The following is a 20089-nucleotide window of genomic DNA, read 5'->3' as shown; positions in this document are numbered from 1 at the left end:
CGCGGGTGGCATAGACCGAAGAGCAAAGCGTCCCACGCCATGGATGGCGTGGGCCGAGCTGGCAAGGATGCCGCTTTTTGCGTCTTTGCGATCGGGCTATGCCACCCGCGCGCGCTCCTTGCACGCAAATCTTTCTGTTACGCCGCCTCGCTCTCCCGCGCCGCCTTCACCGCCGGCTGCTTCACCGGCACCGCCAGCGCATCCGCGGCAAACTCATCGACGTTAATGGCGCGCAGACGGCTCGCTTCGGCGCGCGTCAGCACCTCAGCCTCGGCGGCGTCAATCCAGCCCGCGCTCAGCGCCTGCTGCGCCAGCGCGTCCAGCCGGGTGAACGAGAAGTGCTGCTTCTGCTGTTTACACAGGCGATCGTGGATCGCCTCCGCCGCCATCACCTCCTGCAACGCCTGCTCAAGCTGGCCCGCCGGATTATGCTCGCTCGGCGTCAGATACTGGCCGCGCCCCAGACGCGTACGGGTCGCGGAAGGAAGCTGTAGCAGCTTCGCCAGCTGGTGATCCAGCCGGTCGCTCGGCGCCGGACAGTGCGTGCCGCCGGCGAAAATCATCATGCGCAGCGCGCCCGCCGCCAGCCGATTAGGGAAGTTGCGCAGCAGATCCTCCATCGCCTGCTCCGCCTGATGCAGCGCATCCTGCACGCCCCAGTGCACCAGCGGCAGATCGGCCTCGTGGCGTCCTTCGTCGTCATAGCGCTTCAGCGTCGCGGAGGCGAGATAGAGCTGGCTCAGCACATCGCCCAGACGCGCCGAAATACGCTCGCGTCGCTTCAGGCTGCCGCCCAGCACCGCCATCGAGACGTCAGACAGCAGCGCCAGGTTGGCGCTCAGGCGGTTGAGATGCTGGTAGTAGCGGCGCGTGGCGTCGCGCGTCGGCGCGGCGCTGCTGCGTCCCGCCGTCAGGCCGAGCCACAGGCTGCGCACCGCGTTGCTGCCCACGTAGCCGATATGGCTGAACAGCGCGGCGTCAAAGGCGTTGAGATCCTGGCTCGCCGCCGCCGCCATCTCTTTCAGCACGAACGGATGACAGCGGATCGCGCCCTGACCAAAGATAATCATGCTGCGCGTCAGAATATTGGCGCCTTCCACCGTAATGGCGATCGGCGCGCCCTGATAGGCGCGGGCGAGGAAGTTACTGTTACCGAGCATAATGCCTTTACCGCCGGCGATATCCATGGCGTCCATAATGGCGCGCTGGCCGCGATGAGTGCAGTGATACTTCACAATTGCCGACAGCACCGCCGGTTTTTCTCCCTGCATAATGCCGGTGGTGATCAGCGTTGCTGCGGCGTCCATCACGTAGGCGTTGCCGGCGATGCGCGCCAGCGGCTCCTCAATGCCCTCCATCTTGCCGATAGAGACTTTAAACTGACGGCGAATATGCGCATAGGCGCCGGTGGCCAGCGCCACGCTTTTCAGGCTGCCGGTGGAATTGGAGGGCAGGGTAATGCCGCGTCCCACTGACAAACATTCCACCAGCATCCTCCAGCCCTGACCCGCCATCTGCGGCCCGCCGATAATAAAGTCGATCGGCACGAAAATATCCTTGCCGCGCGTCGGGCCGTTCTGGAACGGCACGTTAAGCGGGAAGTGACGCTTGCCGATTTCAACGCCCGGCGTGCTGGTGGGGATCAGCGCGCAGGTAATGCCCAGCGACTCGGTGTCGCCCAGCAGGCGATCGGGATCGGAGAGCTTAAAGGCGAGCCCCAGCACCGTCGCCACCGGCGCCAGCGTGATATAGCGTTTGTTCCAGGTCAGGCGCATGCCCAGCACCTGCTTGCCCTGCCACTCGCCCATGCAGACCACGCCGGTATCGGGGATGGCGCCGGCGTCGGAGCCCGCTTCCGGGCTGGTCAGGGCGAAACAGGGGATTTCGTCGCCGCGCGCCAGGCGCGGCAGATAGTGATCCTTCTGCTGGTCAGTGCCGTAGTGCTGCAGCAGTTCCCCTGGGCCGAGCGAGTTAGGCACGCCGACGGTAATCGCCAGAATGCCGGAGACGCCCGCCAGCTTTTGCAGCACGCGCGCCTGCGCGTAGGCGGAAAACTCGAGGCCGCCATACTCTTTCTTGATGATCATGGCGAAAAAGCGCTGCTCTTTCAGATATGCCCACAGCTCCGGCGGCAGATCCGCCATCTCATGGGTGATGGCGAAGTCGTTGGCCATGCGGCACGCCTCTTCCACCGGGCCGTCGAGAAACGCCTGCTCTTGTGGCGTCAGGCGCGGCTGCGGATAGTTATGCAGCTTCTGCCAGTCCGGCTTGCCCTGAAACAGATCGCCTTCCCACCAGGTGGTGCCGGCGTCGATCGCCTCTTTCTCCGTGCGTGACATCGGCGGCATCACCTGTTGAAAACGCTGCAGCATCGGCTTTGAAAACAGCGAACGACGCATCGAAGCGAGGTTAAGCGGCAGCAGGATCAGCGCCAGCGGCAGCAGCAGCCAGGGCGTCCAGAGGTGCGCTGCGCTCCAGCCGGCGGTCCACAGCAGCAAAATCGCGCTGCTCGCCGCCAGGGAAACGCGGTGATAAAACAGGGCGCTGATGAGCACCAGCGTCGCAACGATCGACACAACCATCATAATCACGGCTCCGTAAGTAGTAAGAGGTCTGACCTGTTATGCTAGAGGTGTATGACAGCGGGCGATAATTAGCAATTCGTTTACATCGCAATTACAACCTGACTCACAAAATCCCTGCGCCAGCGCCGCGGAAGAACCGCGCGGCGCGCGCTTTGCGGCAACCCGCCATTCCGTTAAACTTGTAGCGTCACTCTTTTACCTACAAGGACATCCCTATGTACCAGGACATCATTCGCTCCGAGCTGAATGAAGCAGCGGATACGCTTAATAACTTCCTCAGCGACGAAGCCAATATTCACGCGATTCAGCGCGCGGCGGTGCTGCTGGCCGACAGCTTTAAGGCGGGCGGAAAAGTGCTCTCCTGCGGCAACGGCGGCTCGCACTGCGACGCGATGCATTTTGCCGAAGAGCTGACCGGCCGCTATCGCGAAAACCGTCCGGGCTATCCGGCTATCGCCATCTCCGACGTCAGCCATCTCTCCTGCGTCAGCAACGACTTCGGCTACGACTACGTCTTCTCGCGCTATATCGAGGCGGTGGGGCGTCCGGGCGATGTGCTGCTGGGGCTGTCGACCTCCGGCAACTCGGCCAATATCATCAAGGCGATTGAGGCGGCGCGCGCGCAGGGCATGAAGGTGATCGCCCTGACCGGCAAAGATGGCGGCAAGATGGCAGGCTCGGCGGATATCGAGATCCGCGTGCCGCACTTCGGCTACGCCGACCGCATTCAGGAGATCCACATCAAAGTGATCCATATCCTGATGCTGCTGATTGAAAAAGAGATGGTGAAGTAAAGGCGCTGGCCGCCGGGCAGCAGGCTGGCGGCATTTCTGACTAAGGCGGTAGCTATGTGCGAATTGCTCGGGATGAGCGCTAACGTTCCAACCGATATCTGTTTCAGTTTTACCGGCCTGGTGCAGCGCGGCGGCGGAACCGGCCCGCATAAAGATGGCTGGGGCATCACCTTTTATGAAGATCGCGGATGCCGCACCTTTAAAGATCCGCTGCCGAGCTATAACTCGCCCATCGCGCGGCTGGTGCAGGAGTACCCCATCAAGTCCCATTCGGTGGTGGCGCATATTCGCCAGGCGAATCGCGGGCCGGTGTCGCTGGAAAACACCCATCCCTTTACCCGCGAGCTGTGGGGACGCAACTGGACCTACGCGCACAACGGCCAGCTAAAAGGCTATCGCCAGCTGGAAACCGGCCATTTTCGTCCGGTGGGCGAAACCGACAGCGAAAAGGCGTTCTGCTGGATCCTGCACAAGCTGGCGACGCGCTATCCGCGCACGCCCGCCAACTGGCCGGCGGTGTTTCGCTATGTGGCGGAGCTGGCGAGTGAGCTGCGGCAGAAAGGGGTGTTTAATATGCTGCTGTCGGACGGGCGCTATCTGATGGCCTTCTGCTCAACCAATCTCTACTGGATCACGCGCCGCGCGCCCTTCGGCAAAGCGCAGCTGCTCGATCAGGACGTCGAGATTGACTTCCAGCAGCACACCACCGCCAACGACGTAGTGACGGTGATTGCGACGCAGCCGCTGACGGGAAATGAAACCTGGCACCGGATTGTGCCAGGTGAGTGGGCGTTATTCTGCCTTGGTGAGCGCCAGGAATGATTTAGAGGCGGCTTCGGGATTGACGATAACCGGGCTGCTGTTCATCACATAGCTGCCGCTGGCGACGTTGACCGTCGGCGGCTGATGGTATTTCGCAAACCAGGCATAGCCCGGCTGCAGCTCGCGCCAGAAGCTGGCGTAGGTCGAGTAGCGGTGGCGCTGCATGTTGCTGTCGGTCATGCGGAACGGAAAGATGCTGATCTCTACCTGCGGCTGGCCGTTGCGCAGCGCCGCGTTGACGTAGGTAAAGATCTCATCCATATAGGCGTCGGTCATGGCGTAGCAGCCGATCGATTTGCAGTTGCCGTGGATCATCAGGTAGTTGCCGGTATAGGCGTGATCGCGATCGTACTGGTTAGGAAAGCCGACGTTGATGGCGCGATAAAAGCGGCTGTCCGGCTTCAGCTGGTTGAGCCTGACGCTGTAGAAGCCTTCCGGGCTTTTAAAATCCCCTTCGCGGCGTTTCGGACCGAGGCCGCCGGAAAAGTTACAGATGCGGTAGGTGTCGAGCAGGCGAAATTCGTTGCCGATTTTGCCGTACAGCTCCAGCGTGCGTTCTTCCTTAAAAATCTGAATATAAATCGGCGTGCCGAGTAACTGTTTCTTTAATTCTTTGCTTACCGGCGTCGACATCTGCTGCGTCGGCTCGGGAGTCATTGCCATGCTGAGGGCTGGCATCAAAATCATCGCAAACAGAAGTGCGATTTTGCCCATGCTGTGTGTACCTTGAGTGAGGAAGAACGGTGACGCGAGACGCGTCTCAGACTTGCATTATCGGAAAACTCCGCTACCGCAGCGCAACATTAGCATTGTCTGTTTTTTTATCAAGACGCCGCCGGGTAAATTCACGCTTTCCTCAAGGGTTGACGGCCAGAAATTTGTAAACTTTAGTGGCGGCAGAGAAGCAGGACAGGATGTGCGCCTTTTGCGTCTGTACATCTATACAGTATCATTAGGGCAGACGAAACTCTGACGGCGAACCAGCGTGAAAATCATACATGTCGATATGGACTGCTTCTATGCAGCGGTGGAGATGCGCGACAACCCGGCGTTGCGCGATATCCCCATCGCCATTGGCGGCAGCCGTGAACGACGCGGCGTGATCAGTACGGCCAACTACCCGGCACGCACCTTCGGCGTGCGCAGCGCGATGCCCACCGCGATGGCGCTGAAGCTTTGTCCGCACCTTAAACTGCTGCCGGGGCGTTTCGACGCCTATAAAGAGGCCTCGCAGCAGATCCGCGACATTTTTCTGCGCTATACCCCGCTAATTGAACCGCTGTCGCTGGACGAAGCCTATCTCGACGTTACCGACAGCCCGCACTGTCACGGCTCCGCCACGCTGATCGCCCGCGACATTCGCGACACCATCCTGCGCGAAACCGGGCTGACCGCGTCGGCAGGGATCGCGCCGATTAAGTTTCTCGCCAAAATCGCCTCCGACCTCAACAAGCCGAACGGGCAGTACGTGATTACGCCGCAGGAGATGTCGGGCTTTTTGCTGTCGCTGCCGCTGGCGAAAATCCCTGGCGTCGGCAAAGTGGCGACGAAAAAGCTGGAGGAGATGGGGCTGCACACCTGCGCCGACGTGCAGAAAGCGGACGTGGCGCAGCTGCTCAAGCGCTTCGGCAAGTTTGGTCGCGTGCTCTGGGAGCGCAGCCACGGCATCGACGAGCGCGGCGTGGTGGTGGAGCGCGAGCGCAAGTCGGTTGGCGTCGAGCGCACGCTGGCGGAGGATATTCACAGCTGGGAGGCGTGCCTGGAGATTATCGACTTTCTCTATGCAGAGCTGGAGCGGCGGCTGACTCAGGTGCGGCCCGACCGGCAGATCGCGCGCCAGGGGGTGAAGCTCAAGTTCAACGATTTTCAGCTGACGACGCAGGAGCATATCTGGCCGGAGCTGAACAAAGAGGATTTAATCGCGGTGGCGCGCAAAACCTGGGACGAGCGGCGCGCCGGACGCGGCGTGCGGCTGGTGGGGCTGCACGTTACGCTGCTGGATCCGCAGCTTGAGCGGCAGCTGCTGTTGGGGCTGTAGCTGCAAACGAAACCTAATCGTTAGCTAACAGGCAACGCTAAAATCAAGGCGCTGCCAGCCTGGGCCGAAGAGCAAAGCGTCCCGCGGCAGGGATGCCGCGGGCCGAGCGCGCAGGGATGCCTTGAGCGACTTTGCGATCGGGCCAGGCTGGCAGCGCAAATACCTGACAAACAGCCTACGCCCACCTCACTAAACCCACTCGCAACAACCGCTCACCCCCTTAAGGCGCCGGATAGGTATAGCGGCGGTGAATCGCCTCGATCCCTTCCAGCACGTCGGCGTCCAGCGTCAGGTTAAAGCTGTCGATATTGATCTTCAGCTGCTCCATCGTGGTGGCGCCCAGCAGGGTGCTGGCGACGAACGGCTGCTGACGCACATAGGCCAGCGCCATCTGCGACGGATCCAGCTGATGCTTCTGCGCCAGCGCCACATAGGCCGCGATCGCCTGCTGCGACTGCTCGCCGCTGTAGCGCGTAAAGCGGCTAAACAGCGTATTGCGCGCGCCGGCCGGTTTCGCGCCGTTAAGATACTTGCCGCTCAGCGTGCCGAAGGCGAGGCTGGAGTAAGCCAGCAGCTCAACCCCTTCGTGCTGGCTGATTTCGGCCAGCCCCACTTCAAAACTGCGATTTAGCAGGCTATAGGGATTCTGAATGGTCACGATGCGCGGCAGCTCGTGCTTCTCCGCCAGCTGCAGATAGCGCATCACGCCCCAGGCGGTTTCGTTCGACACGCCGATATAGCGGATCTTGCCGGCGCGCACCTGCTCGGTCAGCGCCTCCAGCGTCTCCAGCAGCGTCACCGGATTGGTCAGTTCGCTATATTGATAGCCCAGCTTGCCGAAGTAGTTGGTCTGCCGCTGTGGCCAGTGCAGCTGATAAAGGTCGAGGTAGTCGGTATTGAGACGCTTCAGGCTGGCGTCCAGCGCCTCGCGGATATTCTTGCGGTCCAGCGCCTGATGCGGGCGGATCGAGGCGTCGGCCCCGCGCACCGGCCCGGCCACCTTGCTGGCGAGGATCACCTTGTCGCGGCTGCCGCGCTTCTTCAGCCAGCTGCCGATATACTGCTCTGTTAATCCCTGGGTTTCCGGACGCGGCGGCACGGGATACATCTCCGCGGTATCGATCAGGTTAATGCCGCTGGCGAGGGCGTAATCGAGCTGTTCATGGGCGTCGGCTTCGCTGTTCTGTTCACCAAACGTCATGGTTCCTAGCCCCAGCTGACTGACTTCCAGCGTGCTATGGGGGATACGGTGATAATGCATAGCCGTCTTCCTTATTCTTATGGAATGTAATGGTGTGTCCTGTGGGACTATAACGCGTGAATCAGCGGGGAAGGAAGTGGGGAAAATCGGGGAAATCACCTGTCCACGCAAATCGCCGGCCAGGTGACCTGAAATGGCACTTAACGCTCAATGATGGTCGACACTTCGTCGCCGTTGATCTGTACTTCATGACCGGATTGATCGGTGTATTTCACCAGGCCGGTTTCTTTATCGATGGTCGGCTTGCCTTCCGTCATGATCATCTGTCCATCTTTTGTCGCCATCACATAATCTGAACTGCACCCGCTCAGCGTTACGGCGGCAAAAATCAACACTGCTACGCCTGCCAACTCTTTCATCACGCTTATTCCTCTCACTCCCGTCAGCCAGTGGGCCGCGTCGCCAGCCAGGGGCGCGCAGCATTAACTGCAAAAAGTGTAGTAATAAATCGTTTTGACGCTTTGCGTTATCGCATGAATCTGAAAATAAACGGGCGGCTATAGCCGCCCTTGACTTTCTTACGCCCTGTTTTTCTTACTGCGCATCAGGTTCAGGCACTCAACCGCCATCGAGAAGAACATGGCGAAATAAATGTAACCTTTTGGTACATGCACCGCGAAGCTTTCGAGGATCAGGGTAAAGCCCACCAGAATCAGGAACGACAGCGCCAGCATTTTGATCGACGGATGACGATCGACGAACTCGCCGATGGCGCGCGCGGCGAACATCATCATCAGCACCGCAATCACCACCGCCGCCATCATAATAAACAGATGATCGGAGAGGCCAACGGCGGTGATCACCGAGTCGAGGCTGAAGATAATGTCCAGCAGCATGATCTGCACGATGGCGCCGAGAAAAGAGTGCACGTTGGTCTTGTGCTCCTCTTCGCCTCCTTCGATGGTTTCATGGATCTCCATGCTCGATTTCCACAGCAGGAACAGGCCGCCGCCCAGCAGGATCAGGTCGCGCCAGGAGAACGCGTGGTCGAACAGGGTAAACAGCGGATGGGTCAGACGCGCGACCCAGGCGATAGAGGCCAGCAGGCAGAGGCGCATCACCATCGCGCCCATCAGACCCAGACGGCGGGCGCTCGCCTGCTGATGTTTAGGTAGCTTAGCGACCACCAGCGATAAAAAGATAATATTATCAATGCCCAGAACCACTTCGAGGATGGTCAGCGTGCCCAGCGCCAGCCAGGCGTTGGGATCGGTTATCCACTCAAACATGCGCACTCTCAATGTTAAACGAAAAGTAAACGGCGATTATACGCATTCAATTCAAGGCACTTACAGTAAAAAATGGCGCGCCAGCAGCGGGGCGGTAAAGCTTTTCTTCAGATAAAAGCCGCGCGGCAGCGTCATAATGGGTTCGCCCTGTTCGCCGATGCCCTCCGTCAGCGCCCGGCTGTTGGCGGCTTTGGGCCGAATCTGCAGCCAGGCGCCGTGGCGCGCGGTAATGCGCTCCACCTGGCCCAGTACAATCATATCCATCAGCTCTTCCCAGTCCTGACGCAGCATCCGCTCCTCTTCTTCATCCGGGCTCCACAGCAGCGGCGCGCCAACGCGGCGCTGCGCCAGCGGGATTGCGCGGTCGCCCTCGACCGGGATCCACAGCACCCGCGCCAGCTTGTGGCGCACATGGCTGGTTTCCCAGGTAACGCCGCTATTGCCGGTCAGCGGCGCCACGCAAACAAAGGTGGTCTCCAGCGGTTTGCCCTGCGCGTCGATGGGAATGGTTTTGAGTTCGATGCCGAGATGCGCAAAATCCTGCTCCGCTTTGCTGCCCGCGCTGGCGCCGAGATAGCGCTCCAGCAGCATACCGACCCAGCCTTTATCACGGCGCAGGTCGGCCGGGATTGGCAGATCGGCCCGCTGCGCCAGCGCGGCCAGCGTTTCGCCTGCCAGCGCATGAGCGCGCGCCAGCAGAATCGCTTCGTTTTCAGGCGGGGAGGGGAGCTGGATCATGATGGCCACTCATCTGGTCAAAAAATAGACAGTTTTTTCCCGCAGAACGTTGTCCACAGCAGCACTGCAAGAAAGGGAAACGATAATAGCATGATTCATCATGCTTTTTTAACCTCAACGCTTTTTCGCCGCTGACGGAATTCACGGGTTATCCCTGACTGCCGGCAACAATGAACAGGATCTTCGTCTAAGTTATCCACAGATCGGTGGGATAACCCGGGCGTAACAGGGTTACTGGTTCGATTTACAGCCTTGACTTTGGGCCTGATGCGGCTTTTCTGGTCACAGGCGACCAAGTTTACTCCATTGTCTGTGGATAAAAACGGCGTCGCTTGATCTTTAACCAGCTGCGAATTTTCTGGCGTCGGGAAAAGCTATTCAGGCGGCGGTATTCTGAATAAGAGTGGTTTAATCGCCTGTTTTACAATGATAAAAAAAGCTATATTGTGCATGGGGCCGGCAGGGCGCGAAAAAGTTTATTCAGCTAATTCCCGCGTTCTGCACAACGCTATCCACAGAAAACGTGAATAAGATCGGCGCTTTATGCGCTCCATTGTTTATAACTCTGGATACCCTGTGAGTTATCCAGGGTTAAGGCGGCGTTCTCCCCGCGAATCCAGTGGTTTACCGCCTGTAAGGAGTGTGAAACAATCAGGCTATTCAAATTTAGCTTTGAGGTAGTCCAGTGATCGATGATGATGGCTACCGCCCGAATGTTGGTATCGTAATCTGTAACAGGCAAGGACAAGTGTTGTGGGCCAGGCGCTTTGGACAGCACTCCTGGCAGTTTCCTCAGGGAGGCATCAATCCCGGTGAAACCGCCGAACAGGCGATGTATCGCGAACTGTTCGAAGAAGTGGGTTTACACCGTAAAGATGTTCGAATACTTGCATCTACCCGAAACTGGTTGCGCTACAAATTGCCAAAACGTTTGGTGCGTTGGGACACGAAGCCGGTCTGTATCGGCCAGAAACAAAAGTGGTTTCTTCTGCAGTTGATGAGCAGTGACGCGGATATCAATGTGCAACACAGTAGCACGCCGGAGTTCGACGGCTGGCGCTGGGTGAGCTTCTGGTATCCGGTGCGTCAGGTTGTCTCCTTTAAGCGCGATGTCTATCGTCGCGTGATGAAGGAATTCGCTGGCGTGGTGATGTCGATGCAGGAGAGTGCAGGGCAGCAGCGCAGCGCGCCAGCCCATCGACGGAAAAGAGGATAGGCCACGCCCTTATGCTCACTCAGTTGCGCGAAATAGTCGAAAAGGTGGCGAGCGCGCCGCGTCTCAACGACGCGCTCGACATTCTGGTCAATGAGATCTGCCTGGCGATGGACACGGAAGTGTGCTCTGTTTACCTGGCGGATCACGATCACCATTGCTACTACCTGATGGCCACGCGCGGCCTGAAAAAACCGCGCGGCCGCACCGTTACGCTGGCGTTCGACGAAGGGATTGTCGGTTTGGTGGGACGTCTCGCCGAGCCGATCAACCTGGCGGATGCGCAAAGCCACCCCAGCTTCAAATATATTCCCGCGGTAAAGGAAGAGCGCTATCGCTCTTTCCTCGGCGTGCCGATCATCAGCCGCCGTCAGCTGCTGGGCGTGCTGGTGGTGCAGCAGCGCGAGCATCGCCAGTTCGACGAAAGCGAAGAGTCTTTCCTCGTCACGCTGGCGACGCAGATGGCGACGCTGCTGTCGCAGTCGCAGCTCGGCCAGCTGTTCGGCCAGTTCCGCCAGACGCGGGTGCGCGCTATCGCCGCCGCGCCCGGCGTCGCCGTCGCGCCTGGCTGGGTCGATGAAACCCAGCCGCTGCTCGATCAGGTCTCCGCCGCCTCGACGCTCGACACTCAGCGCGAACGCGAACGGCTGGTGGTGGCGATGAGCGAAGCCGCCAGCGAATTTCGCCGCTTCAGCAAACGCTTCGCCGCCGGCGTGCAGAAAGAGAGCGCGGCAATCTTCGATCTCTACTCCCACCTGCTGACCGACGCCCGCCTGAAAAAAGATCTCTTTGCCGAGATCGAGCAGGGATCGGTCGCCGAATGGGCGGTCAAAAAGGTGATCGAAAAGTTCGCCGCCCAGTTCGCCAGCCTGAGCGATAACTACCTGCGCGAGCGCGCGGGCGACCTGCGCGTGCTCGGCCAGCGTCTCTTGTTCCACCTTGACGACTCGCTGGTCGGCACCAACGCTTGGCCGGAGCGCTTTGTGCTGGTGGCCGACGAGCTGACCGCCACCACGCTGGCGGAGCTGCCGCACGAGCGGCTGGCGGGCATCGTGGTGCGCGACGGCGCGGCCAACTCGCACGCCGCCATCCTGACGCGCGCCATGGGCATTCCCACGGTGATGGGCGCGGATATCCTGCCGGCGCAGCTTAATAAACGCCTGCTGATTGTCGACGGCTACCGCGGCGAACTGCTGATCGATCCCGAGCCGGTGCTGGTGCAGGAGTATCAGCGCCTGATCAGCGAAGAGAACGCGCTGAGCAAAATGGCGGAAGGGGTAGTCGATCAGCCCGGCGAGCTGAAAAGCGGCGAGCGCATTCAGGTGATGCTCAACGCCGGCCTCAGCCCGGAGCACGAGCAGACGCTCGACAGCTGGGTCGACGGCATCGGCCTCTACCGCACCGAAATTCCCTTTATGCTGCAGAGCGGCTTCCCCTCGGAAGAGGAGCAGGTGGCGCAGTATCAGGGCATGCTGCAGCTGTTTCACAACAAGCCGGTGACGCTGCGCACGCTCGACGTCGGCGCCGACAAGCAGCTGCCCTATATGCCGATCAGCGAAGAGAATCCCTGCCTTGGCTGGCGCGGCATTCGCCTGACGCTCGATCAGCCAGAGATTTTTCTGGTGCAGGTGCGCGCCATGCTGCGCGCCAACGCCGCCTCCGGCAACCTCAGCATTCTGCTGCCGATGATCAGCCATATCGACGAGATCGACGACGCGGTGCGCTTGATCCAGCGCGCCGGACGCGAAGTGGAAGAGATGCTGGGCTACGTTATTCCCAAGCCGCGCGTCGGCGTGATGATCGAAGTGCCGTCGATGCTGTTTATGATCCCGCAGCTGCAGTCGCGCGTCGATTTCGTCTCGGTCGGCACCAACGACCTGACCCAGTATCTGATGGCGGTGGATCGCAACAACACGCGCGTCGCCAACCTGTACGATCCGCTGCATCCTGCGATGCTGCGCGCGCTGCAGGCGATCGCCACCGAAGCCCGTCTGGCGAATCTCGAACTCTGTCTTTGTGGTGAAATGGCGGGCGATCCGATGTGCGTCGCGCTGCTGGTGGGGCTGGGCTATCACCACCTCAGCATGAACGGCAAGAACGTGCCGCGGGTAAAATACCTGCTGCGCCATCTGGATAAAGAAGAGACGCAAAAGCTGAGCGAGCAGGGCCTTGGCGCCCACACCGCGTCGGAAGTGCGCCATCTGGTGGCTGCCTTTATGGAGCGGCGCGGACTGGGCGGCCTGATCCGCGGCGGGCGCTAGGCGTTATCCTCGTTTACATTTACGCTGCTCTGTAAAAAACCAGGCTGTGCTATCATGCGCAGCCTTTTAACATATCCGCCTGGCGCCCCTTTTTCAGGGCTGAAAATTGAATGGTGAATGATGAATAACGGCTATATCGCATTTCCGCAGTTCGATCCGGTGATCTTCTCTGTCGGACCGGTTTCGCTGCACTGGTACGGACTGATGTACCTCGTCGGCTTTATTTTTGCCATGTGGCTGGCGGTGCGCCGCGCCAACAAACCCGGCAGCGGCTGGAAAAAAGAAGAGGTGGAAAACCTGCTCTATGCCGGTTTCCTCGGCGTCTTCCTCGGCGGCCGCATCGGCTACGTGCTGTTCTACAACCTGCCGCTGTTTCTGGACAATCCGCTCTACCTGTTTAAAGTCTGGGATGGCGGCATGTCGTTCCACGGCGGCCTGATCGGCGTTATCGTGGTGATGCTGATTTTCGCGCGCCGCACCAGACGCACCTTTTTCCAGGTCTCCGACTTTATCGCGCCGCTGATCCCGTTCGGCCTCGGCGCCGGCCGTCTCGGCAACTTTATCAACGGCGAGCTGTGGGGCCGCGTGGCGCCTGACTTTAAATACGCCATGCTCTTCCCCGGCTCGCGCAGCGAAGATGTGGCGCTGGCGGTGAATAACCCGCGCTATCAGGATCTGCTGAACAGCTACGGCGTACTGCCGCGTCATCCCTCTCAGCTCTATGAGCTGATGCTGGAAGGGGTGGTGCTGTTTATTATTCTCAACCTGTTTATCCGCAAGCCGCGCCCGATGGGCAGCGTCTCGGGCCTGTTCCTGATCGGCTACGGCGCGTTTCGTATTATTGTGGAATTCTTCCGCCAGCCGGACGCGCAGCTCGGCCTGTTCGAAGGCGGCGTCAGCATGGGCCAGATCCTCTCTATTCCGATGATCCTGGCCGGCATTATTATGATGATCTGGGCGTATCGTCGTCGTCCGCAGCAGCAGACTCGTGAGGTAAAATGAAACAGTATCTGGACCTGATGCAACATGTGCTGAACCACGGCACGCCAAAATCGGATCGTACCGGCACCGGCACGCTGTCGATTTTCGGCCACCAGATGCGTTTCAACCTGCAAGAGGGTTTTCCGCTGGTGACCACGAAAAAGGTGCACCTGCGCTCAATTATTCATGAGCTGCTGTGGTTCCTGAAGGGCGAAACCAATATCGGCTACCTGACCGAGAACAAGGTCACCATCTGGGACGAGTGGGCGGATGAAAACGGCGATCTCGGCCCGGTCTACGGCAAACAGTGGCGCAGCTGGGGCAACGCGCGCGGCGAAGAGATCGACCAGATAGCGAAGGTGATCGAACAGCTAAAACGCGACCCCGACTCACGCCGCATTATCGTCTCGGCGTGGAACGTCGGCGAGCTGGACCAGATGGCGCTGGCGCCGTGCCATGCCTTCTTCCAGTTCTACGTAGCGGACGGCAAACTCTCCTGCCAGCTCTATCAGCGCTCCTGCGATATCTTCCTCGGCCTGCCGTTCAATATCGCCAGCTACGCGCTGCTGGTGCATATGGTGGCGCAGCAGTGCGATCTGCAGGTTGGCGATTTCGTCTGGACCGGCGGCGACACCCACCTCTACAGCAACCATCTGGAGCAGGCACGCCTGCAGCTGACGCGCGAGCCGCGCGCGCTGCCGACGCTGGTGATCAAACGCAAGCCTGATTCTCTCTTCGACTATCGCTTCGAGGATTTCGAGATCGAAGGCTACGATCCTCATCCCGCCATCAAGGCGCCGGTCGCGGTGTAACCTCGCGACCTGCAATCATCCAGCCCCGGCATAGCCCTGCTCGCCGGGGCTTTTTTTATCCCTTTTCTGCGCGCGCGCTCCCACTCTTTTGCTGCCCGCTGTAACTCCCCTTTTTTTACTGGAAAGCGGCGCGCACCGCTGGCTCGCGCCGCTGGCGGCGGCGGACGCATCGCGGCAGAGTGACGCGATGAAAAAAGAAACAGACCACGGCTTTACGCTGCCGGAGCTGCTGCTGGTGCTGGTTATCGTCGGCATACTCAGCCTCGGCGCGCTCCACGGCTGGCAGCGCTGGCAGCAGCGACAGCAGCTGCGCGACACGGCGCAGCTGCTGCAGGGCTTTCTCCAGCGGCTGCGCGCCCAGGCGAACTGGCAGAACCAGGATCGCGCGCTGTGGCTGATAGCGGGCGATCGCTGGTGCCTCGGCAGCGGCGCAAAACCGGCGGCAGGCTGCTTACGCGGCAGCCGGCTGCGGTTCGTGGCGCCTTATCCCGGCGTGAAGATGCTTAGCCTGCGCGGCGAGCCGGGCTTTTACGGCCGACGTAACGTGGCGAAAGCGGGCAGCCTGGCGTTCGGCAACGCCAGCGGCACGCTGCGGCTGGTCATTTCCGCCCGCGCGCGCATTCGCCTTTGTGAACCGGAGGAGCAGGGATGCGACTAGAAAACGCCGGGTTCAGCCTGCTGGAGATGCTGGTGGCGATGGCCCTCAGCGCGGTGCTGATGCTGAGCGCAGGGCGCTTTTTGCCGCTGCTGGCGGGCGAAAACCTGCGTCTGCTGCAGCGGGTTCAGCTGCGGGAAGAGCTGCAGCAGCTGATGCAAACGCTGGAAAAGGCGGTGCGCCGCGCCGGCTACTGCAACGGCGACTGCGGCGCCGGCGCGCTCAGCCTCTCCGCCGACTGCCTGCTGCTGCGCTGGGACGACAACAGCAACGGCAAATGGGAAGGCGTCGCGCACGCCGAAAGCGACTACTACGGCTTTCGCCTGCGGCAAAAGCAGCTGGAAACCCAGCGCGGCGTGGCGGCGTGCGGCGCAACAGGCTGGGAGCGGCTGACCGATCCCGCTTTTCTTGCTATTGAGCAGTTCAGCGTCGAACGCGCGGGCAGGCTGGTCAAACTGCGTCTGGTCGGGCGCGCCGGCAAGACGCTGGAAACCCTGGAGAGCTGGGTAGAGGGCGAAAACCTGTGAATCAACACGGACACAGCGCGCTGGGCATGGTGCTGACCATCCTGCTCATCGGCAGCCTGACGCTGCACGCCAGCCGGGAGCGGCTGGAGCAGGGAATGTCGCTGGTGGCGGATGAGCGGCAGCACTATCGCGCTTTCTGGGCGGCGCAGTCGGCGCTGCAGTGGGGCCTGACGCTAAGCTGGCCAGAGACGCCGGGCTGTCAGCAGGATCGGCAGCAGGGCTGGGAGAGCTGTTTACAGAAGGTGGACGATGAGCGGATGTTGCTTAAAGGCCGTGCGACGGCCGGTGACCTGGCGCTGTGGCGCTGGGTGGCGCAGGAGGGCGCGCGGCTCAGACCGCTGCCGCACGGCTGGATCGACTACTGCCCGCTGGCGACGGCGCAGGGCTGCCTGTGAGCCGCGCGGCTTTAGCCTGCCGGAGGTGCTGTTTGCGCTGCTGCTGATGGCGACCAGCGTCAGCGCGCTGCTGCAGTATCATCGGGCGCTGACGCTGAGCTTTAGCCAGCAGTGGCAGCAGCGGGCCGCGGTGCGCGTCGCGGCGCAGCGCCTGATGGGTCACGACGTTGAGGGCTGGCGCGCCTCGCTGCAGCGCAGCGCCAGTGTCGCAGGCTGTACGCTGGAGCGCGTCGAGGTCAGCGGGCCGCATCAGGCGCACGCCGCGCTGACGCGTTTACGCTGCTGAGGGGCAAAAGAGCCCGGCGTACGCTGGGCATCCCCGACGATACGCGGTAGAGTGACCAGTCTGCCGCTTTGCCGCGCCAGAGAGTATCACCACAGGAGTTTGCATGTTTCACGTTTATCACTCAAACCAGCTCGATGTTCTGAAGATTCTCGCGGCAGCGGTGATAGAACATGACCCCCTCAGCGATCCTTTTTCCGCCGAAACCGTGCTGGTGCAGAGTCCCGGCATGGCGCAGTGGCTGCAAATGGAGCTGGCGCAAACGTTCGGCATCGCCGCCAATATCGACTTTCCGCTCCCCGCCTCGTTTATCTGGGATATGTTCGTGCGCGTGCTGCCGGAGATCCCTGCGGAGAGTGCCTTTACCAAAGCCAGCATGAGCTGGAAACTGATGCATCGCCTGCCGGAGCTGCTGACCCAGGAGGCGTTCCTCTCGCTGCGCCACTACCTGCACGACGACAGCGACAAGCGCAAGCTGTTCCAGCTCTGCTCCCGCGTCGCCGATCTCTTTGACCAGTATCTGGTCTATCGCGCCGACTGGCTGAACCGCTGGGAGCAAGGCGAGCTGGTGGAAGGATTAGGCGACGCGCAGCTGTGGCAGTCGGCGCTCTGGCGCGATCTGGTGGCCTACACCGAGGCGCTGGGCCAGCCGAAGTGGCACCGCGCCAACCTTTACGCGCGCTTTATTCACACGCTGGAGCGGGCCGAGCAGACGCCCGCCAGCCTGCCGAAGCGCGTTTTTATCTGCGGCATCTCCGCCTTGCCGCCAGTCTATCTGCAGGCGCTGCAGGCGCTGGGCCGCCATATCGATATTCATCTGCTGTTCACCAATCCGTGCCGCGATTACTGGGGCGATATTCAGGATTACGCCTTTCTGGCGAAGCTGCAAAGCCGTCAGCGTCGTCGTCTTGACAGCGACGAGGCGCGCGACCTGTTCAGCGATCCGCAGGAGGCGCCCGCGCGTTTTAACGCCGAAGGCGAACAGCAGCTCAGCAACCCGCTGCTCGCCTCCTGGGGCAAGCTGGGGCGTGACAACCTCTTTTTGCTGAGCCAGATGGACGAGGCGGATGACGTCGACGCCTTTGTCGAGGTCGAGGAAGATAACCTGCTGCACGCGATGCAGCACGACCTGCTGAATCTGCAGGACAGGGCGGTGCTGGGGCTGAACGCGGCGGAGCTGGCCTGGAGCGGCAACAAGCGCCCGCTCGATCCCGACGATCGTTCGATCAGCGTGCAGATCTGCCACAGCGCCCAGCGCGAGGTGGAAGTGCTGCAGGATCACCTGCTGGCGATGATGGAGGCGGATCCTTCGCTCAAGCCGCGCGATATTATCGTGATGGTGGCCGATATCGACAGCTACGCCCCCTTTATTCAGGCGGTCTTCGCCAACGCGCCCGCCGATCGCTATCTGCCGTTCTCGATCTCCGACCGCCGCGCCAGCCAGGCGCACCCGGCCATTTTCGCCTTCCTGAGCCTGCTGGCGCTGCCGGACAGCCGCTTCGCGGCCGAGGATGTGCTGGCGCTGCTGGAGGTGCCGGCGCTGGCGAACCGCTTCTCGGTGGATGAGAGCGGGCTGCGCCTGCTGCGTCGCTGGGTGGATGAGTCCGGCGTGCGCTGGGGGCTGGACGACGACAGCGCCGAGGCGCTGTCGCTGCCGGTTACGGGCCAGCACACCTGGCGATTTGGCCTGGAGCGCATGCTGCTGGGCTATGCGATGGAGAGCCATCACGGTGACTGGCAGGGCATTTTGCCCTACGACGAGTCGAGCGGTCTGGTGGGCGAACTGGCCGGCCATCTGGCAGAGCTGCTGATGCGCCTCAACCACTGGCGCGCGCGGCTCAGCGAACCCCGCCCGCTGGAGGGCTGGCTGCCGCTCTGCCGCGAGATGATCAACGACTTTTTCCACGGCGACGCCGAAGCGGAAGCGGCGCTGCTGCTGGTGGAAGAGCAGTGGAAACAGCTGATCGAATATGGTCAGGCCGCGCGCTATCAGGCGGCGATCCCGGTGACGCTGCTGCGCGACGATCTGCGCGCACGCCTCGATCAGCAGCGCATCAGCCAGCGCTTTCTCGCCGGACAGATTAACTTCTGCACGCTGATGCCGATGCGATCGATCCCGTTCCGCGTGGTCTGCCTGCTCGGCATGAACGATGGGGTGTATCCGCGCACGCTGCCGGCGCCGGGCTTTGACCTGATGCAGCAGCAGACGCGCAAAGGCGATCGCAGCCGACGCGACGACGACCGCTATCTGTTTCTCGAGGCGCTGCTGTCGGCACAGGATCGGCTCTATATCAGCTATATCGGACGGGCCATTCAGGATAATACGGAACGCTATCCTTCCGTGCTGGTCACAGAGCTGCTGGATTATATCGGTCAGAGCTTCTGCCTGCCGGGCGACGAGGCGCAGGAGCTGGATGAGAGCGCGCAGCGCGTGCAGCGCCATATTCAGCATCTGCACAGCCGCATGCCGTTCGCGGCGGAGAACTTTCATCCGCAGTCGCGCTGCCACAGCTTTGCGCGCGAATGGCTGCCCGCCGCGCAGGGCAAAGGCGAGGCGCAGCCCGACTTTGTGCAGCCGCTGCCGCTGCCGGCGATTGAATCGGTCTCCTGCGAGCAGTTTCTGCGCTTCTGGCGTCATCCGGCGCGCGCCTGGTTTCATCAGCGGCTCGGCGTCACCTTCTGGCTGGAGGAGACCGAGCTGTCCGACAACGAGCCTTTCGCGCTCGACAGTCTGGAGCGCTACCAGATCAACGCCGAGCTGCTGAACGCGCTGGTAGAAGGCGAGGATACGCAGCGACTTTTCGCCCTGCATCGTGCGGCGGGCAATTTGCCTTACGGCGCCTTCGGCGAGTTGTTCTGGCAGGCGCAGCAGGAGGAGATGCAGGAGGTGGCGGCGGCGGTCATCGACCAGCGCAGCGAAGGCGAGAGCTGGGAGGTCAATCTGCCGCTCGACGGCGTTGTGCTGACCGGCTGGCTGACCCAGGTGCAGCGCGACGGCCTGCTGCGCTGGCGTCCCGGCGTGCTCAATATGAACGACGGCCTGCTGCTCTGGCTGGAGCACCTGATTTACTGCGCGTTGGGCGGCAGCGGCGAAAGCCGCATGATGGGCAGAGAGAACAGCCGCTGGCGCTTTGCGGCGGTGGCGCAGCCAGAGGCGGAGGCGCTGCTGACGCGCTATATGCAGGGCTATAAGCAGGGCATGGCGCGCCCGCTGCTGCTGCTGAATAAAAGCGGCGGCGCCTGGCTGACGGCGAGTTACGACAAAAAAACGCGGCAGCTGCTGCTGGATGAAACGACGCAGGTCAAGGCGCGCAACCGCCTGCTGCAGGCCTGGACCGGCGGCTATCAGCAGGAGGGCGAGGGCGGCGATCCCTATCTGCAACGGCTGTGCCGGGTATTAAATGAAGAGCAGCTCAACGACATCGTTGAGGCTGCGCAGCGCTGGTATCTGCCGGTGCTGCAGGCTCACCTGGATGATGAATAGCAAGCGGTTCG

Annotated in this window: 18 protein-coding genes; 12 read left to right on the top strand and 6 right to left on the bottom strand. The window is 61.3% G+C overall.

The genetic code is table 11. From position 1 onward, the window contains the following. Positions 1-137: 137 nt before the first annotated feature. Positions 138-2585 (bottom strand): acyl-CoA dehydrogenase FadE, encoded by a 2448-nt coding sequence (gene fadE, locus B2J69_RS19090; protein ID WP_081141210.1) that lies wholly within the window; start codon positions 2583-2585, stop codon positions 138-140. Between the two features lie 215 nt (positions 2586-2800). On the opposite strand from fadE, the gene lpcA reads away from it, so the two are divergent. Together lpcA and B2J69_RS19080 are read left to right on the top strand one after the other, a co-directional pair. Further along, positions 2801-3379: a D-sedoheptulose 7-phosphate isomerase gene (gene lpcA, locus B2J69_RS19085; protein ID WP_081141209.1), complete on the top strand. Its 579-nt coding sequence runs from the start codon at positions 2801-2803 to the stop codon at positions 3377-3379. Between the two features lie 54 nt (positions 3380-3433). After that, a complete protein-coding gene (locus B2J69_RS19080; RefSeq protein WP_081141208.1) occupies positions 3434-4201 on the top strand; it encodes a class II glutamine amidotransferase in 768 nt (255 codons plus the stop codon). Here B2J69_RS19080 and dpaA read toward each other — a convergent pair. Further along, entirely contained in the window at positions 4172-4915 is a 744-nt protein-coding gene (dpaA, locus tag B2J69_RS19075) for a peptidoglycan meso-diaminopimelic acid protein amidase (protein WP_081141207.1), read from the bottom strand. The genes B2J69_RS19080 and dpaA overlap by 30 nt on opposite strands. 271 nt (positions 4916-5186) lie before the next feature. Between dpaA and dinB the strand changes: the two genes are divergently transcribed. After that, a complete protein-coding gene (gene dinB / locus B2J69_RS19070) occupies positions 5187-6239 on the top strand; it encodes a DNA polymerase IV (RefSeq protein ID WP_269087969.1) in 1053 nt (350 codons plus the stop codon). A gap of 220 nt (positions 6240-6459) precedes the next feature. Here the strand turns inward: dinB and B2J69_RS19065 are convergent, their stop codons facing one another. From B2J69_RS19065 to mutH, 4 genes are all read right to left on the bottom strand, one after another. Then, complete coding sequence (locus B2J69_RS19065; protein WP_081141205.1) at positions 6460-7500, bottom strand: NADP(H)-dependent aldo-keto reductase; 1041 nt, start codon at positions 7498-7500, stop codon at positions 6460-6462. 140 nt (positions 7501-7640) lie between these two features. Beyond that, on the bottom strand, positions 7641-7859 hold the full coding sequence (locus B2J69_RS19060) for a YgdI/YgdR family lipoprotein (RefSeq protein WP_081141204.1): 219 nt from the start codon (positions 7857-7859) through the stop codon (positions 7641-7643). Between the two features lie 159 nt (positions 7860-8018). Beyond that, complete coding sequence (locus B2J69_RS19055) at positions 8019-8729, bottom strand: TerC family protein (protein ID WP_081141203.1); 711 nt, start codon at positions 8727-8729, stop codon at positions 8019-8021. 60 nt (positions 8730-8789) lie between these two features. Then, complete coding sequence (gene mutH / locus B2J69_RS19050) at positions 8790-9467, bottom strand: DNA mismatch repair endonuclease MutH (RefSeq protein ID WP_081141202.1); 678 nt, start codon at positions 9465-9467, stop codon at positions 8790-8792. A gap of 685 nt (positions 9468-10152) precedes the next feature. On the opposite strand from mutH, the gene rppH reads away from it, so the two are divergent. The 9 genes from rppH to recC all read left to right on the top strand — a co-directional run bounded on the left by rppH (position 10153) and on the right by recC (position 20078). Then, positions 10153-10683 carry an RNA pyrophosphohydrolase gene (rppH, locus tag B2J69_RS19045; protein WP_033752842.1) on the top strand — a complete coding sequence of 177 codons (531 nt, stop codon included), beginning with the start codon at positions 10153-10155 and terminating at the stop codon, positions 10681-10683. 11 nt (positions 10684-10694) lie between these two features. Next, complete coding sequence (gene ptsP / locus B2J69_RS19040) at positions 10695-12941, top strand: phosphoenolpyruvate--protein phosphotransferase (RefSeq protein ID WP_081141201.1); 2247 nt, start codon at positions 10695-10697, stop codon at positions 12939-12941. 120 nt (positions 12942-13061) lie between these two features. Further along, the gene (gene lgt / locus B2J69_RS19035; protein WP_081141281.1) at positions 13062-13943 is read left to right on the top strand and encodes a prolipoprotein diacylglyceryl transferase; all 882 of its coding nucleotides are present in this window, start codon (positions 13062-13064) and stop codon (positions 13941-13943) included. Beyond that, a complete protein-coding gene (gene thyA / locus B2J69_RS19030) occupies positions 13940-14734 on the top strand; it encodes a thymidylate synthase (protein WP_081141200.1) in 795 nt (264 codons plus the stop codon). The genes lgt and thyA overlap by 4 nt, the downstream gene beginning before the upstream one ends. A gap of 187 nt (positions 14735-14921) precedes the next feature. Beyond that, entirely contained in the window at positions 14922-15392 is a 471-nt protein-coding gene (locus tag B2J69_RS19025; RefSeq protein ID WP_081141199.1) for a prepilin peptidase-dependent protein, read from the top strand. Then, a complete protein-coding gene (locus B2J69_RS19020; protein WP_081141198.1) occupies positions 15383-15916 on the top strand; it encodes a prepilin peptidase-dependent protein in 534 nt (177 codons plus the stop codon). The genes B2J69_RS19025 and B2J69_RS19020 overlap by 10 nt, the downstream gene beginning before the upstream one ends. Further along, a complete protein-coding gene (locus B2J69_RS19015) occupies positions 15913-16311 on the top strand; it encodes a DUF2509 family protein (protein ID WP_094078532.1) in 399 nt (132 codons plus the stop codon). The genes B2J69_RS19020 and B2J69_RS19015 overlap by 4 nt, the downstream gene beginning before the upstream one ends. A gap of 25 nt (positions 16312-16336) precedes the next feature. Further along, on the top strand, positions 16337-16597 hold the full coding sequence (locus B2J69_RS24115; RefSeq protein WP_236722753.1) for a prepilin-type N-terminal cleavage/methylation domain-containing protein: 261 nt from the start codon (positions 16337-16339) through the stop codon (positions 16595-16597). 103 nt (positions 16598-16700) lie between these two features. Beyond that, entirely contained in the window at positions 16701-20078 is a 3378-nt protein-coding gene (gene recC, locus B2J69_RS19005) for an exodeoxyribonuclease V subunit gamma (protein WP_081141197.1), read from the top strand. The last annotated feature ends 11 nt before the right edge of the window (positions 20079-20089 follow it).

Origin of the sequence: Pantoea latae (assembly GCF_002077695.1) — a bacterium.
Taxonomy (GTDB): Bacteria; Pseudomonadota; Gammaproteobacteria; order Enterobacterales; family Enterobacteriaceae; genus Pantoea; species Pantoea latae.
This window is presented reverse-complemented; position numbering and strand designations above follow the sequence as displayed.

Coding starts and splice junctions, on each gene's coding strand:
- B2J69_RS19080 (WP_081141208.1), top strand. CDS start 3,434: ATGTGCGAATTGCTCGGGATGAGCGCTAACGTTCCAACCGATATCTGT.
- fadE (WP_081141210.1), bottom strand. CDS start 2,585: ATGATGGTTGTGTCGATCGTTGCGACGCTGGTGCTCATCAGCGCCCTG.
- B2J69_RS19055 (WP_081141203.1), bottom strand. CDS start 8,729: ATGTTTGAGTGGATAACCGATCCCAACGCCTGGCTGGCGCTGGGCACG.
- lgt (WP_081141281.1), top strand. CDS start 13,062: ATGAATAACGGCTATATCGCATTTCCGCAGTTCGATCCGGTGATCTTC.
- lpcA (WP_081141209.1), top strand. CDS start 2,801: ATGTACCAGGACATCATTCGCTCCGAGCTGAATGAAGCAGCGGATACG.
- B2J69_RS19020 (WP_081141198.1), top strand. CDS start 15,383: ATGCGACTAGAAAACGCCGGGTTCAGCCTGCTGGAGATGCTGGTGGCG.
- mutH (WP_081141202.1), bottom strand. CDS start 9,467: ATGATCCAGCTCCCCTCCCCGCCTGAAAACGAAGCGATTCTGCTGGCG.
- ptsP (WP_081141201.1), top strand. CDS start 10,695: ATGCTCACTCAGTTGCGCGAAATAGTCGAAAAGGTGGCGAGCGCGCCG.
- B2J69_RS19025 (WP_081141199.1), top strand. CDS start 14,922: ATGAAAAAAGAAACAGACCACGGCTTTACGCTGCCGGAGCTGCTGCTG.
- B2J69_RS19060 (WP_081141204.1), bottom strand. CDS start 7,859: ATGAAAGAGTTGGCAGGCGTAGCAGTGTTGATTTTTGCCGCCGTAACG.
- B2J69_RS19065 (WP_081141205.1), bottom strand. CDS start 7,500: ATGCATTATCACCGTATCCCCCATAGCACGCTGGAAGTCAGTCAGCTG.
- dpaA (WP_081141207.1), bottom strand. CDS start 4,915: ATGGGCAAAATCGCACTTCTGTTTGCGATGATTTTGATGCCAGCCCTC.
- recC (WP_081141197.1), top strand. CDS start 16,701: ATGTTTCACGTTTATCACTCAAACCAGCTCGATGTTCTGAAGATTCTC.
- thyA (WP_081141200.1), top strand. CDS start 13,940: ATGAAACAGTATCTGGACCTGATGCAACATGTGCTGAACCACGGCACG.